General features: G+C 40.9%; 13 protein-coding genes. 11 read left to right on the top strand and 2 right to left on the bottom strand.

Annotated features, from left to right (window positions below):
• Positions 1 to 45: 45 nt before the first annotated feature.
• Complete coding sequence (locus D1367_RS06380; protein ID WP_118164759.1) at positions 46 to 777, bottom strand: PEP-CTERM sorting domain-containing protein; 732 nt, start codon at positions 775 to 777, stop codon at positions 46 to 48.
• Between the two features lie 255 nt (positions 778 to 1,032).
• Here D1367_RS06380 and D1367_RS06375 point away from each other — a divergent pair, with 255 nt between their 5' ends.
• The 11 genes from D1367_RS06375 to D1367_RS06320 all read left to right on the top strand — a co-directional run bounded on the left by D1367_RS06375 (position 1,033) and on the right by D1367_RS06320 (position 14,922).
• Positions 1,033 to 1,779 (top strand): sirohydrochlorin chelatase, encoded by a 747-nt coding sequence (locus tag D1367_RS06375; protein ID WP_118164754.1) that lies wholly within the window; start codon positions 1,033 to 1,035, stop codon positions 1,777 to 1,779.
• Complete coding sequence (gene cobA, locus D1367_RS06370) at positions 1,776 to 2,555, top strand: uroporphyrinogen-III C-methyltransferase (RefSeq protein WP_118164749.1); 780 nt, start codon at positions 1,776 to 1,778, stop codon at positions 2,553 to 2,555. Before D1367_RS06375 ends, cobA (D1367_RS06370) begins: the two co-directional genes overlap by 4 nt.
• 375 nt (positions 2,556 to 2,930) lie before the next feature.
• Positions 2,931 to 3,143 carry a hypothetical protein gene (locus tag D1367_RS06365; protein WP_118164744.1) on the top strand — a complete coding sequence of 71 codons (213 nt, stop codon included), beginning with the start codon at positions 2,931 to 2,933 and terminating at the stop codon, positions 3,141 to 3,143.
• A gap of 330 nt (positions 3,144 to 3,473) precedes the next feature.
• On the top strand, positions 3,474 to 5,624 hold the full coding sequence (locus D1367_RS06360) for a two-partner secretion domain-containing protein (protein ID WP_118164740.1): 2,151 nt from the start codon (positions 3,474 to 3,476) through the stop codon (positions 5,622 to 5,624).
• A 347-nt stretch (positions 5,625 to 5,971) separates the two neighbouring features.
• On the top strand, positions 5,972 to 6,940 hold the full coding sequence (locus D1367_RS06355) for a homogentisate phytyltransferase (RefSeq protein ID WP_118164737.1): 969 nt from the start codon (positions 5,972 to 5,974) through the stop codon (positions 6,938 to 6,940).
• Positions 6,941 to 6,943: 3 nt separating this feature from the next.
• Positions 6,944 to 7,417: a tetratricopeptide repeat protein gene (locus tag D1367_RS06350; RefSeq protein ID WP_118164733.1), complete on the top strand. Its 474-nt coding sequence runs from the start codon at positions 6,944 to 6,946 to the stop codon at positions 7,415 to 7,417.
• Between the two features lie 271 nt (positions 7,418 to 7,688).
• Entirely contained in the window at positions 7,689 to 9,842 is a 2,154-nt protein-coding gene (locus tag D1367_RS06340) for a hybrid sensor histidine kinase/response regulator (protein ID WP_228674619.1), read from the top strand.
• A 318-nt stretch (positions 9,843 to 10,160) separates the two neighbouring features.
• Positions 10,161 to 11,393 (top strand): tetratricopeptide repeat protein, encoded by a 1,233-nt coding sequence (locus D1367_RS06335; RefSeq protein WP_118164724.1) that lies wholly within the window; start codon positions 10,161 to 10,163, stop codon positions 11,391 to 11,393.
• Between the two features lie 133 nt (positions 11,394 to 11,526).
• The gene (gene cobA / locus D1367_RS06330) at positions 11,527 to 13,170 is read left to right on the top strand and encodes a uroporphyrinogen-III C-methyltransferase (RefSeq protein WP_118164719.1); all 1,644 of its coding nucleotides are present in this window, start codon (positions 11,527 to 11,529) and stop codon (positions 13,168 to 13,170) included.
• 105 nt (positions 13,171 to 13,275) lie between these two features.
• Complete coding sequence (coaE, locus tag D1367_RS06325) at positions 13,276 to 13,872, top strand: dephospho-CoA kinase (protein WP_118164715.1); 597 nt, start codon at positions 13,276 to 13,278, stop codon at positions 13,870 to 13,872.
• Between the two features lie 723 nt (positions 13,873 to 14,595).
• Positions 14,596 to 14,922, top strand: coding sequence for a hypothetical protein (locus D1367_RS06320; protein ID WP_118164712.1), 327 nt, complete (start codon positions 14,596 to 14,598; stop codon positions 14,920 to 14,922).
• Positions 14,923 to 15,226: 304 nt separating this feature from the next.
• Here D1367_RS06320 and D1367_RS06315 read toward each other — a convergent pair whose 3' ends face one another.
• Positions 15,227 to 15,592 (bottom strand): DOPA 4,5-dioxygenase family protein, encoded by a 366-nt coding sequence (locus tag D1367_RS06315; protein WP_118164709.1) that lies wholly within the window; start codon positions 15,590 to 15,592, stop codon positions 15,227 to 15,229.
• Positions 15,593 to 15,662: the final 70 nt, after the last annotated feature.

The raw sequence follows: 15,662 nt of genomic DNA, 5'->3' as shown, positions 1-15,662 counted from the left end.
TGCCTACGGAAATAATTTCAAAAATCAAATCGGATTGCTATGTCTCTATTTGATACTTGCAATATTAATGCTACTGAGTGATTTCGGCTGACGCTTGAGCATGAAAACTACACCTGAAATCCCAAACATTAATAAACTTAATACGGAGGAAGGTTCGGGTACACTGGCAGTCTGATCAATGCGGACGTTATCAATGCTAATAAATAAAACTCCCTCGTCTTCAGATCCAGATGCTACAAGTCGAAGTTTATCAAAGCTAACATCTGATATAGAAAGCTGGCGATAAAGTATACCTATATCATCAGTTTTGTCGAAATTCACTGAATTACTACCAACAAGTGTTCCATCCAAGTATGCTTCCAGCGTCAGAATATTATCAGTTGCAGGAAACTGCAAGTTGAAGATGTCTAAACTCGCAACCGATGCTAATTCTCCTGTGCTTATAGTAGCAGAACCAAATCGTCCAAAACTGGCACCAGGCCCAGGAGCATAGCCACCAACCGTGAGAATATTTGGTGGAGAGAAAGGCGATGTGAGCGATTCGTCAGCTCTTTCTATACTAAAGGTAGGAGTTGAACCCGATAGACGTTGATCCAAATCCGAGAATGTGATCCCTCCATCCGTCAGTACTGGTGTAACAAAACCTTCTGTAAAACTATCGAACGTGGCAAGAGCGGCTGTTGCAGGTGAAGCCACGCCACCAACACAATACACAAATCCAATTACAGAGAATCCCTTGCAGAGATAATGTTTTAGCGTATTTGATAGCTTTTTCATGATTGTCACAAAAACTACTATATTAGTGTATCGTATTATTACTGTTAACTGGAGTTTAAAAGTATTACGTAAGCAAGTCCAAAAAATAACAAATGCCCACAAAGCCGATTACTCACTCGGCGTCAAAAGGCTATAGCACAAATCAAAAACATTTATCCCGCAAATATGCAACCCCAAGAAAAGGTAGGATACTCCAGTTTTTCTTGATAGACTCTAAGATCAGAAAAATAGCAACTGAGAGTTCAAGCTTTGCCGATGTCATCTGCCTATCTGCTAGTATCTCACGGAAGTCGCGATCGCCGCCCAGAAATTGCTATGCAGCAACTAGCAAAGCTGGTATATAACAAATTGCCAGAAAGCCACAATGCATTAAATGGCGCACATCTGGTTGGCATAGCTGCTTTAGAAATGAATCCTCTGCCTTTACACGAGCAGATTCAAGAATTTGCTAAGAGAGCTTTTTGCGAGGGCAAACTCTCTCAAAACGAGAATCGCCTCAAAATCGTACCGCTATTTCTGCTGCCGGGAGTGCATGTAATGACAGATATTCCGGCCGAAGTAGCACTAGCACAACAGGCTATTAATCAGGATATCATCATTGAGTTGCAACCATACTTAGGCTCTCACCCTAATTTAGAGAAATTGCTGGCAAAGCAAATAGCTACTATAAAAGCAGAAGCATGGATTCTCTTAGCTCATGGTAGCCGTCGCCCAGGTTCTAAAGAAACTATCGAAGCAATGGCGGGGAATTTGTCAGCTGTGACTGCTTATTGGTCTGTCCCTGGTAGTTTAGAATCACGGGTGAAAGAGTTGGTAGCTGCTGGTTATAAAGAAATTGCAATTCTGCCATACTTTTTATTCGCTGGTGGAATAACCGATGCGATCGCAGCCTCAATAGAGGAGCTAAAATTACAATTTTCTGCGGTGAATTTCCAATTGGCAGAACCACTGGGAGCAAGTGCAGAATTAGCCGAGATAATTTGGGATTTAACAGATAGATGAACCGCACAGAAAAACAGGAGAACAAGTATTTGGGAAAGGTTTATTTAGTAGGTGCGGGGCCAGGAGATCCAGGATTAATTACCCTGAAGGCAAAAGGTTTATTAGAATGTGCAGATGTTGTTATCTATGATGCCTTGGTGAGTCCGCCAATTCTGGCAATGATTAATCCCGAAGCCGAGCAAATTAACGCTGGTAAGCGCAGGGGAAAACATTCGCTGTTTCAGGAAGAAACAACTCAATTGCTGATTGAGAAAGCGCAGGATCATGCAATTGTAGTGCGGTTAAAGGGTGGCGATCCTTTTATTTTTGGTCGCGGTGGCGAAGAGATGGAAGAATTAGTCAACGCGGGAATCTCAACGGAAGTTGTGCCAGGTATCACATCGGGTATTGCAGCCGCAGCTTATGCAGGTATTCCATTGACTCATCGGCTGTATAGTTCTTCAGTTACATTTGTTACTGGTCACGAGGCGGCGGGTAAGTATAGACCGAAAGTGGATTGGAATGCGATCGCTCACGGTTCCGAAACCATTGTAATTTATATGGGAATTCACAATCTGCCTTATATTGTGGAACAGTTAAGTGCGGCTGGGTTGAATTTAGAAACGCCCATTGCTTTGGTGCGCTGGGGTACACGCCCAGAACAAGAAGAATTGATTGGTACTTTAGAAACAATTGTCGAGCAGGTAGAGCAAACTGGATTTGGTGCGCCTGCGATCGCAGTTATTGGACAAGTAGTAAATATGCACAGTATTTTGTCTAGTTGTCGTCCAGTTTGATGGTTGGCGTATAACTTGATATATTAAGCGATCGCTCATTTACCAACTACTTTTGACCACACCAAGCGTCACTCAACGGAGGCTAAGTGTTTTAGAGGTATTCAATGCACACGCATACACAGCGCTCAAGTTCCAGCGTTTTTTAAAAGCTTTAAAGGGAAATTCCGTAACAATATGAAGTTTTGTAAAGGAATGCGTAATTGTTACTATTATAGCTGTATCCGCAATTATGAGCATTCATGAAAGAAACCTAATTCTTTCCTGTTCCTCTAAACTTGTTCCTTCATTGGCAAACTGTACTAATCGAATTTCTGTTAATTAGTACATTACAAAGTAAGTTCACACAATTACCAGAGTGCAATAAAAGTAAAAGTTATGGAATCTCAGAAAAAACAACAGTTAGTAGACGATATTAAGAGCGAATTGAGTGAAAGCCTAGACAATTGTGATCCAAATTCAAGTGATTCTAAGAGTGCTGTTAAGAAGCAAAAAATTCAGGCTTTTGCAATAGCATTTACATCTGAAAATAGTGCGCCATCAATGTGCGGAGTAGATGATGATGGTAATTGGGTATGTCACGAGTCATAATATTGTCTAGTCAATTACTCTCGCCTAAACTTATTAACAAGACTTAAACATTTTTGAGGACAAAACAAGCCTCAAAACCATACAGGGCAAGGGAAATACACTCTTCTGCCTAAAAACGTCTGAAACCCAGATATAGCAGTCTTAAATCATTCGGGAACAATAAGATCCCCGACTTCTCAAAGAAGTCGGGGATCTGAGCCTCTCGATTCTTATTAAATCTGCTATTCTGACAACAGATATAACATTTGCTAAGTTAAGCCTAATTGAATATATCTAAAACGTCATATTTATTCAGCAATTAGTATTCTTTTAAAGGGGTGTATATTTGGTATGAGTACTTTTTCTAACTTGTTTAAAAGTTTAGTGCTTGCAATAAGTGGTGTAATAACTTTATCCGCAATTCCTGCTATTGCTCAAATTATCCCAGATGGTACTTTACCTACTAATTCTCTTGTCAAAACACAGGGCAATACCATAATTATTGAAGGTGGAACTCCAAAAGGCAATAATCTGTTCCATAGTTTTAAGGAGTTTTCCTTAATTAATAACGGAAGTATAGCTGAGTTTGAATATGTTGGGGATATTCAGAACATTATTAGTCGGGTGACGGGGAAATCTGTTTCTGAGATTGATGGTATCCTTAAAGTTAACGGCACAGCCAACCTGTTTCTGATTAATCCTAACGGGATTATTTTTGGCCCCAATGCTTCTTTACAAATTGGCGGTTCATTCGTAGCAAGTACGGCGAGTAGTCTGAACTTTGCCGATGGAACCTTTAGTGCCACGGATATTCAAACAAAACCCCTCCTAACAGTAAATGTTCCCATTGGTTTACAATTCGGAGCAACTGCCGCCCCTATCAAAAATCAATCCCAAGCATTAAATTCAAATGGCGCAACTGTTGGTCTACAAGTACAGCCAGATAAAACCTTAGCACTTGTAGGAGGTGATATAACGCTCTCAGGCGGAAATTTAACAGCAGCGTCAGGACGAATAGAGCTAGGAAGTGTCGCTGCCAATAGTTTGGTCAGCCTGAAGCCAACAAACCAAGGTTGGCTCTTGGGATATGAAGGTGTCCAAAATTTCCAAAACATTCAATTAATCCCACGAACTGATAAAGGTTCTCAGATTCCATCTCAGGTAGATGCTAGTAACAAAGATGGCAGTGGAGGCAATATTCAAGTGCAAGGCAACTCCGTTGAACTTACTGGTTATCTTGTTCGTTTAAGAACTCAGACAACGGGTGCAAAAGATGGTGGAGATTTAACAATTAACGCCAATAAGTTAATCGTTCGGGATGGTGCAGCCGTATCAACTACTACTAGAGGTACTGCGAATGGAGGAAAGTTAACTGTGAACGCTTCTGAGTCTGTAGAGGTTATTGGTAGCTTTCTCTCACCAGATACTGGTTTAATTACACCAAGCTCATTATCTAGTGGAACTACTGTTGCAGGAAAAGCTGGTGATATAAATATTAAGACCAAGAGGCTGCTTATTCAAGATGGGGGACAGATTATAACAGAATCTAGTGCAGCGTTTCGGAACGGACAATTTATAGCAGGTACAGGTACAGGAGGAGATTTGACTGTGAACGCCTCCGAATCGTTAGAAGTAAGAGGTAAGAACAGCGGCTTGTTTGCTTCGACTAACACTTCTGGAGATGCTGGAAATCTGACAATCAATACAGGACAATTGATTGTCCGTGACCAAGCTGAAGTAACTGTGAGCAGTCTATTTAACAAACGCTACATCTACCCAGGAAACACAGTCAACTTAGGGAAGGCAGGCAATCTAAATGTAACAGCTCACTCCATACTTTTAGACAACCAAGGGACACTTACATCTAACAGTGATTTAGGTCGGGGCGGTGATATTACGCTAGAGGTGCGGGATTTATTATTGATGCGTCACAATAGTCAAATATCCACCAACGCAGGGAAGACAGGAAATTTAGGTGGCAATGGCGGTAACATCAATATCAACTCAAGATTTATCGTTGCAGTTCCCAACGAAAACAGCGATATCAGCGCTAACGCTTTCACTGGAACTGGTGGAAACATCCAAATCAACTCGCAAGGTATCTTCGGTATCGAGTCTCGGACAAAACCAACCGAGAAAAGTGATATTACTGCAAGTTCAGAATTAGGCGTATCTGGTGTCACAAATATCAATGCACCCAATAACAGTTTTATTCAAAACAGCTTCATCGAATTATTACCAAACGTCATCGATACCAAGGCACTTATTGCCAATAGCTGCATTTCACGCGGCATCAAGCGAGAAGAAAACTCTTTTACCATTACAGGTTCCGGTGCTTTACGCAATAGTCCGGGAGATGTATTAATTTCCATCTACCCAACTGGGGAAGTACGTAGTGTTGAACCAATATCGCGCCCTTGGAAAAAAGGCGACCCAATTATTGAGCCACAAGGATTGTATCGATTACCCAATGGGCAATTAATCTTGAGTCGAAGTTGTTAAACAGAAATATTGCACATCTTGCAAAAATCATATAAGGGACTTCCAAATAAAAAAATATCCAATTAATTCTTGTGGGGTGGGCGTCTCGCCCGCCCATGATTAGGGGCGCTCATGTTGCCCACCCTACAATATTGGATAATTTATTTCTTGGAGTTCCCTAATACTGAGCGCAGCCTCTCGTAAAGAAGTATGAGGCTGAATGCGTGACTTTTGACTTCCCCAAACGCGAATTTATGTTGAGCGGAGTCGAAACACAGCGTCTCCAATAGTTGGGGCTGACTCTTGTTAATGACCAAATTCTGTAACAATGGTTAACAATAAGCCAGAATACTGAATCAAAGCTACTCATGAGCCAGAGTTCTCAAAACAGCCCTTTGCCACGCAAAGCCGTTCAATCATATTTCCAGTGGTTATACGCTTTCTGGAAATTCTCCCGCCCTCACACGATTATTGGTACAAGTCTAAGTGTGTTGAGCTTGTATTTTATAGCCATTGCAAATAGTAAAAGTACTGATTCCCTATTCCCTACTCCCCATTCCCTATTCCCTGTCTTAGGCGCATGGATTGCTTGTGTGTGTGGCAATATCTACATTGTGGGGCTGAATCAATTAGAAGATGTTGATATTGACAAGATTAATAAGCCTCATTTACCGTTGGCATCAGGTGAGTTTTCCCAACAGACGGGGCAATTAATTGTTGCTTTGACTGGGATTTTGGCGCTAGTTGTGGCGTGGCTAACTGGGCCATTCTTATTTGGCATGGTAGCAATTAGTTTAGCCATTGGTACTGCTTATTCTTTGCCGCCAATTCGCTTGAAACAGTTTCCATTTTGGGCAGCGCTGTGCATTTTTTCGGTGCGCGGCACGATTGTTAATTTAGGATTGTATCTGCATTATAGTTGGGCGCTGAAACAAAGCCAAGGAATTCCACCTGTGGTGTGGGTGCTGACGTTATTTATCTTGGTGTTTACCTTTGCGATCGCAATCTTTAAAGATATACCCGATATAGAAGGCGATCGCCTCTATAATATCTCTACTTTCACTATCAAACTCGGTTCGCAAGCTGTGTTTAATCTAGCTCTTTGGGTGATAACTGTCTGCTATCTGGGAATAATTCTGGTTGGTGTGCTAGGTGTAGCATCAGTTAACCCCATATTTGTGGTAATTACTCATTTAGGGCTGCTAGCTTGGATGTGGTTGCGGAGTTTGGCGGTAGACTTACAAGATAAAAGTGCGATCGCTCAATTCTACCAATTTATCTGGAAACTATTTTTTATCGAATATTTAATTTTTCCTATCGCTTGCCTTTTGGCTTAGACAATGCTAGAAACCTTTCCCACTAGTTCTATTATCCCTGCTCTTGTAGTTGTTCTTAGTCTGTCAATTCTTGGCTATTTTGCTTGGAAAACTTTGATTACCTCAGACTTGTTTCAAAAAGGAATCAATCTTTCTCAAGCCAAAGATTACCAAGGTGCAGAAGCAGCCTTTCGTAAGGTGATTTCCCTCAACTCAACTAATGATGTGGTGCGCTTGTTTTTGGGAGATGTTTTAAACCAACAAGGCCAAATAGAAGAAGCAACAGAATTATTTCGGGAAGTGATTCGCCGCAGTCCAAAAAATCCTGATGCTTACTTGCGTCTGGCAAATATTCTCATGCAGCAAGAGCGAGAAGAGGAAGCTAAAATTAACCTACGACAAGCTAAAGATTTATTGCAAAAACAACGCCAACCTGAAAAAGCTAAAAAAATCACTGAACTGTTAGATAAAATGAGTGAGAAGTCAAGTAAATCTTAAGTCAGAATTGCGGAGATGAAATTTTTCTGTTCCTTCTCCTAATTTTTTTACCATTCCCCTCATGATGGGGAGAATGGGTTTTGTTTTGGAATTTACCAGTGTCTTTCGTAATTATGTCCGTAGCTTTCGCAAGTTTGACTACTCCCTTCATAGCCCTTAAAATTGCTATCTGATGCGCTATAAGCTCCATAGGCACGATAAGTTGATTTAAGGTTTAGAGGATGAAGGAATTTAGTATTAGATTCTATAGATTAAAAAAAATAAAGTGTTTATGTCAGACATGATATCAGAATTGTGGACTAATTTTTTTACATCAGGATCATTTATTCCACATGGACACTGCTATCTATGGCAAACAAATTTAGTTGGGTTACACATATTATCTGATGCGTTCATCGCACTAGCTTATTACTCGATTCCAGCTACACTTTTCTACTTTGTCCGCAAGCGGCAGGATTTGCCCTTTGATTGGATTTTTCTGCTGTTTAGTGCATTTATCGTAGCTTGTGGCACTACTCATTTAATAGAGATTTGGACGCTTTGGTATCCAACCTATTGGCTGTCGGGGTTTGTCAAAGCAGTAACTGCAATGATATCTGTAATTACAGCAGTACAACTTGTACCTCTAGTTCCCCAAGCATTGGCACTTCCTAGCCCTGCTCAACTAGAACAAGCAAATCAAGAACTTCAAACACAAATAGGCGAACGCTTACGGGTAGAGGAGGAACTGCGAAAATATCAGAATCATCTCGAAGAAATGGTTGCTGTTCGCACCAATGAAATTACCAAGACTAACGAGCAATTACAACAAGAAATCCTTGAACGCCAACGCATCTTAGAAATTCTTCGACAAAGCGAAGAACGCTACCGTTACTTGGCTGAGGCAATTCCTCAACTTGTATGGACAACCAATCCTAACGGTGAATGTGATTTTTTTAATCAAAATTGGTGCGAATACACTGGGTTAACATTAGAGCAATCCTTGGGTTCTGGTTGGTTGGCTGCATTGCATCCAGATGATATCCAAAATGCTGATGAAGTTTGGTCTAATGCTGTAAAAAATAGCACTATATATAACAATGAATATCGCTTTAAACGGGCTTCTGATGGCTCCTATCGTTGGCAGCTAGCGCGAGGTTTACCACTCAAAGATGAGCAAGGTATTGTAGTAAAGTGGTTTGGAACATGTACAGATATCCACGAACAAAAACAAATACTTGAAGAACGGGCACACCTGCTGGAATTAGAACAAATAGCACGAGCTAAAGCAGAAACAGCCAATCGAATTAAAGATGAATTTTTAGCTGTTCTTTCTCACGAACTACGCACTCCACTAAACGCAATTCTCGGCTGGTCAAAGTTGTTGCAAACTGGCAGGTTAAACCAAGCGAAAACATCTGAAGCACTAGCCACAATCGAGCGGAATGCCACCTTACAGGTTCAACTCATTGAAGACTTGCTAGATATCTCCAGAATTTTACAGGGCAAACTGACACTGGATATTACGAAGATTAATCTAGAGTCTACGATATTGTCTGCACTACAGACAATGCGTTTAGCAGCAGAAGCAAAGTCGATTGAGGTAAGTACAGTATTTGAACCCCTTATGGGGGAAGTTATGGGCGACTCTACTCGTTTGCAGCAAGTGGTTTGGAATCTCCTTTCTAACGCTGTCAAATTTACACCCAAAGGAGGAAAGATAGAAGTGCGACTAAAGCAAGCCGATGGCTATGCTCAAATCATAGTTAGCGATACAGGTAAGGGAATTAGCGCTGAATTTTTGCCATTCGTGTTTGATTACTTCCGCCAAGCAGATAGCACCTCTACGAGAAATTTTGGTGGATTAGGATTGGGATTGGCAATTGTGCGTAATATCATCGAGATACATGGCGGCATTGTCAAAGCAGATAGCCACGGTGAAGATAAAGGGGCAACATTTACTGTTAGTTTGCCACTTCTGCAAGATGAAAACCTAAGATTGACGGATGAACAAAACTATCCTGTATTATTAATTCCTAAGTCTTTACCTCTCGCTGGCATTCGGGTTTTAGTTGTCGATGATGAGCCTGATTCTCTAGATTTTACTGCTTTTGTTTTAGAGCAAGATGGGGCTTTTGTTATCTCTTTATCTTCTGCTTATGAAGCATTACAAACTCTAGCACAGGTAAAGCTAGATGTGTTGGTCAGCGATATTAGTATGCCCGATATGGATGGCTATATGTTAATACGTAAAGTGAGAACTTGGACACCAGAACAAGGTGGACAAATTCCAGCGATCGCTTTGACGGCTTTTGCTAGAAATGATGACCAGGAAGAAGCACTAAAAGCTGGGTTTCAGATGCATTTACCTAAGCCTTTTAACCCAGAAGAATTAATTGCAGCCATTGCTCAACTTGTTGAAGCAAAAGTGTCAGCAATTACCTAATTAATTAAAGCCTCAGCTATTGTGTACAAATGGACAATTATATGGAAGTAGACTTGTATCAAGTTAGGTTAATAACTTATAATTCCTGGTAGAACTCCGCCAAAGGTACGTTTTTACTCCCCTCCTGTCACACACACAGGCAATCCCGCCCAGAACTGAAGTTCAGGGCTGATAGCGAAAGTCCACTAAGCGTGGACTGAATTGATCATTTAGTCCACGCTTAGTGGACTTCAGCTATGAGACTCGGAATTAATTCCGAGGCGGGATAGAAAAGCAGTGCGAAATTTATATGTAAACCAAGCAGATAAGGTAATAAAAATGCTGAAAAACAAGAATCTAATGGTAGCAGCTATTATCGGCTTGTGTTTGAGTAATGGGAATACTGCCTTTGGTAAAGATATTCGCGTTGTTTTATCAAAAATTCCAAGCTCAGATCACGCAGCAGCTGCTAATAACAAAAACGCAGTTGCTAACTTTGAGCAAGGAACCAATCTCTATAAACAAGGAGATTTTAAAGGAGCAGAAGCGGCTTTTCGCAAAGCAATTGAACTAGAACCCAACTTTGCCCAAGCTTATATTGCTTTGGCAAATACTCTCGACGATCAAGGTAAACCACAAGAAGCGATCGCTATTTACAAAAAAGCCATTAGCCTCGATCCGAAAAACTCTGGAGCATACTTTAATTTGGGTTTGACTTTAGCAAGACTCAATCAGTTAGAAGCTGCGATCGCACAATATAAAAAAGCTATCACCCTTGAACCCAACTATGCAGACGCTCACTATAACTTAGGAAATGCTTTCTACGCTCAAGGCAAGCTCACAGAAGCAGCCACCGAATATACAGCAGCTATTCGCCTCAAACCCAATTATGCCCCAACTTATACCCGTCTGGGAAATGCTCTGTACGATCGAGGTGAGCTAGCAGAAGCGGTTACTCAGTACAAAAAATCTATTAGCTTTGATCCCAAATATGCAGAGGCTCACTATTACTTAGGGAACGCCTTGTATGCTATAGGATTGCCAACAGAAGCAATCGCCGAATATACAGTAGCGATTCGCCTCGAACCAAAAAATCCCGCAGGTTATAACGCCTTGGGAAATACTCTGTACGCTCAAGGCAAACTAGAAGAAGCGATCGCAAATTACCAAAAAGCCATAAGCTTCGATCCCAACTATGCAGACGCTCACTATAATTTAGCAAGTGCTTTTTACGCTCAAGGCAAGCTAACAGAAGCGATCGCCGACTATACCGAAGCGATTCGCCTCGATCCCAAACATGCACAAGCTTACACAGGTTTGGGAAATGCGATGGACGATCAAGGTAAACCACAAGAAGCGATCGCCCATTACAAAAAAGCCATTAGCCTTGTACCCAACGATGCATTCACTTACTATAATTTGGGGATCGCTTTGGGAAGAGAACAACAGCTAGAAGAAGCGATCGTTAATCTCAAAAAAGCCAGAGAGTTATTCCAAGCTGAGGAAAACAAGGAGATGGTTGAGCAAGTTGATCAGCTAATCGAAAAAATGAATATCCGAAGAATTGAATAATGGGGATTGGGGATTGGGGATTGGGGATTGGGGATTGGGGATTGGGGACTGGGGATTGGGGACTGGGGACTGGGGACTAGGAAAGAAGCACAGGAACAAGAACTATTGACTAATGACTAATGACTAATGACTAATGACTAAGACTCAAGAAAATGGCAAAGTTTATCTCGTAGGTGCTGGGCCTGGAGATGTAGCATACCTGACGGTAAAAGCTTACAATCTCTTAGCTGCTGCTCAAGTTTTAGTCTACGATGCCCTGGTAGATGCTCAATTGTTGCAGTGCGTACCATCTGATTGTTTGAAGTTAGATGTTGGGAAACGCGGTGGTAAACCCAGTACAACCCAAGCTGAGATTAACAAGTTATTGGTAAAGCATTGCCAGCATGGGAAACAAGTTGTACGGCTAAAATCAGGCGATCCGTTGATTTTTGGGCGTTGTACTTCCGAAATTGAAGCGCTGAAAGCATCTGGTTGTGATTTTGAACTAGTACCAGGAATTTCCTCAGCCCTTGCAGCACCTTTGTTAGCAGGAATTCCCCTCACAGATCCGGTGTTGAGTCGCACTTTTGCAGTCCTTACAGCTCATGAACCAGAAGTTTTAGACTGGGAGGCACTCTCACGGCTAGAGACACTGGTAATTTTGATGGGAGGGCAACATCTGCCAGAAATTGTACATCAACTGGTGCGACACGGGCGATCGCACTTAACACCCATTGCTATCATTCGTTGGGCAGGAACTCCTCGCCAACAAATTTGGACAGCACAACTGGGCAATATTGTAAAACAAACCACCGAATTATCCCTTTCTCCAGCAGTAATTGTCATTGGCGAAGTTGTTGGGCTACGGAAGTACTTACAACCTGAGAATATATATTTAGACGAAATTATCAGTCAGGAGTCTGGAGAAAGGCATTTCCAGGTTCCGGCTGTGAACGCGAGTATTTTTATACCCAAACCTATGTTAAGTAACTTCCCCTCATCTCCTCTTCCGCTCAGTGGCAAAACAATCTTAGTGACACGTTCAGTTGGACAATCGAGCCAATTTAGCGATCGCCTGATCGCATTAGGTGCAACAGTCATCGAAATGCCTACCTTAGAAATCGGCCCGCCCTCCAGTTGGGAAGCTTTGGATAATGCGATCGCTCATTTATCTGACTTCGACTGGTTAATTCTCACTTCTACCAATGCCGTAGACTACTTCTTTGAAAGGTTAAACGCCCAAGGTAAAGATAGCCGGGCCTTAGCAGGCGTAAAAATTGCCGTCGTTGGTGAGAAAACAGCCCATTGTCTCAAACAACATTCTCTCCAACCAGATTTTATTCCCCCCAATTTTATTGCCGATTCTTTAGTAGAAAATTTCCCAGAGGATCTGCATGGTAAAAAGGTTTTATTTCCCAGAGTTGAAAGCGGCGGCAGAGAAATTTTGGTTAAGGAATTAACTCTCAAGGGAGCAAAGGTGATAGAAGTTGCCGCATATCAATCTTGTTGCCCTACTAATATTCCACCAGAGGCACAGTTAGCTCTCCAAAATCGCAAGATAGATGTGATTACTTTTGCCAGTTCTAAAACTGTGCAATTTTTCTGTCAACTTACTGACAAGATATTTTCCAACGACTCTGATCCTAGCCAATTCTTAGAGGGCGTTTGTATTGCCTCTATCGGGCCTCAAACCTCGAAAACGTGTCATTTTTTATTCAGGCGCGTGGATGTAGAAGCCCAAGAATATACTTTAGATGGTTTAACCCAAGCATTGATAACATGGGCGACAAATTATTAGATGAGGGAGATGTGGTTCGACTTCGTTCACCAACCGGGAGATGAGGGAGCAGGGAGAGCAGGGGAGGCAGGGGGAGAATAACTAATGACTAATGACTAATGACTAATGACAAAACGTATAATCGGCTTAACTGGAGGTATTGCCACAGGCAAAACCACTGTCACCAATTATTTGGCTAGCGCTTATAACCTGCCAATTCTGGATGCAGATATTTATGCTAGAGAGGCAGTATCTTTAGGTTCGCCTATTCTTGGTGCGATCGCAGGGCGTTACGGCGAACAAATTTTATTACCAGATGGCAGCCTCAACCGCCAAAAGCTAGGCGAAATCATCTTTAATCGTCAAGATGAACGCAACTGGATAGACAATTTGATTCATCCTGATGTGCGCGATCGCTTTGAGGAAGCGATCGCCCTATCTTCCTCACCAACCCTGGTGCTAGTAGTGCCTCTATTATTTGAAGCTGGGATGACTGATTTAGTTACAGAAATCTGGGTAGTACGTTGTTCTCAAGAGCAACAGCTACAAAGATTGATACAACGAAACCATTTAAATAGAGAACAGGCACAAGCCAGGATCAACAGTCAATTATCTATAGAAGAAAAAGCGGCCCATGCAGATGTAGTTTTAGATAACTCTTCCACCCTAGAAGTACTACTGAAGCAGGTAGATGTAGCTCTAAAAATCATAAGTAGGGACTAAATACTATTTATCTTAGAAAAGATACATAGAATACATTCTCACAATATAAAAGGTTTATAAATTAAACATTAATGAATTGTTTTGACGTAGCACTGCTACGTTTCTAGAAGGGTTCTGAATAACGCATATTTAATTTCTGGAGATGTCTATTATTTAGTTAAGTAAAAAATACTCCTATCTAACCCAGATTTGTCCAATAATTCGGTGGTTTTACAGTTGAAGCTATAGTTTATAGTAATGTAAATTTAAATGGTTAATCAATGCTGCTATAGACCTCTGATATTATACTGGATAATATAATTTGAATGATACTTAAGCTTAAAAGGATAAAGTAATAAATAGTTAGCTTTTACCTGATATATGCAAAATAATGAATGACCTCCAAGGGTTATTGAGCAAAATATATCATTGGGTAAAAATTAAATCTTCATAACTCATAACTTAAGATTTAAGAAAACTTAATTGTAAATTATTAATCCTATTTTAAAATTACTTTATAAGTACCTTGTCAAAGAAGTGCTTATAATTTATTTTTTGCTCCTAGTGGGTGCAGGCACTGAATTAGACATTGGGTCATGTATTGGCTTTAATAGCTGTCAATGCGGTTGATTCCTAACTATATTGTCCACCTGTTCGGTTCTGGATTAATGATTGAAAGGAATTGAGATTCACCTAGAGTCCAGAACTCTTCGTTATAGATTTCTTCTTTGAGAGAACTCACTTATGTCTTTGCTCAGGACAGGTATGAACTTAAATTTGAATTTTTTCAGTAAGTTAAGTCTAGTTAGCTTTCCAGGAAACGAATTAAAACGCAAGCATAAAGTACACGATTATAGCCAACTAGTTTGTGGAAGCGACTACGTATTTGAGCGCCTCAATGAAGGGATGCTGGGGTATATGACTGGAATTGGGAAAGGTATTAAACCCCGCGATCGCATTGTTTTACGACAAGGTTGTGAATCTTCTCAATATCAAGTGGAGGAAATTGATTATTACTCAGATCCATCTGATATGTGGATAGCTTTACTCAAGCAAGTACCGATTGACTAAATATTAAAGTCAATATAATTCATAATTTATAATTCAGAATTCAGAATTCATAATTTAAATTTTGTTCAACGCGAATCGGTTTAAGGGACTTCCAAGTAAAAAAATATTCCATTGCTATTGTTCACTGTTGACCGTTGACCGTTGACGGTTCACGAGTTTTCAGTCAACAGTCAACAGTCAACGACTTGAATGTGGAATAATTTATTTTTTGGAGTTCCCTAATATTCTTTAAAATTAATCAACAGAAAAAGTTCTACGCCCTAGTCCAGAACTTTTTTTTACCCAATAAAGTGGGCTACTTGTTTTAATTAGATAAAGTCGAATTAAGCTGTCGAATAAACTGGATATTCAAATCTAGCTTTTCTCCTAACCATAAAGAATGAACTGCATGATCTGCTACAGCATCGCCTGTCTCAGGGTGAACGAGAATATCCAATCCCTCACGATTGAGCATTAACCAGGGAACGACTTTATCAAACTGATTCGGTAAGAAAGCAACTTGATACATTCCTTTTGGGTGGGGGCCGATGGGCTTGTCAAACCAGCGTCCGAGTTGCACGTCAAACCCAGCGCCCAATCCTTCACGTACACGCGCAGCTACATCCCGACTGGCGGGATCGAAATAAACATGAGCATGAAAACCAGTGATCTCGATAGTATCTTTATTCATAGATCCACTTTTCGCTCTCAACTCTAATTTTGGGTAGCGGACTTTTTCTTTCTTACTGAAAGATGTGTAC

Source organism: Nostoc sphaeroides, from assembly GCF_003443655.1.
Lineage (GTDB): Bacteria > Cyanobacteriota > Cyanobacteriia > Cyanobacteriales > Nostocaceae > Nostoc > Nostoc sphaeroides.
Note: the sequence above shows the minus strand (reverse complement) of the source record. Positions and strands in the feature narration are given on the sequence as shown.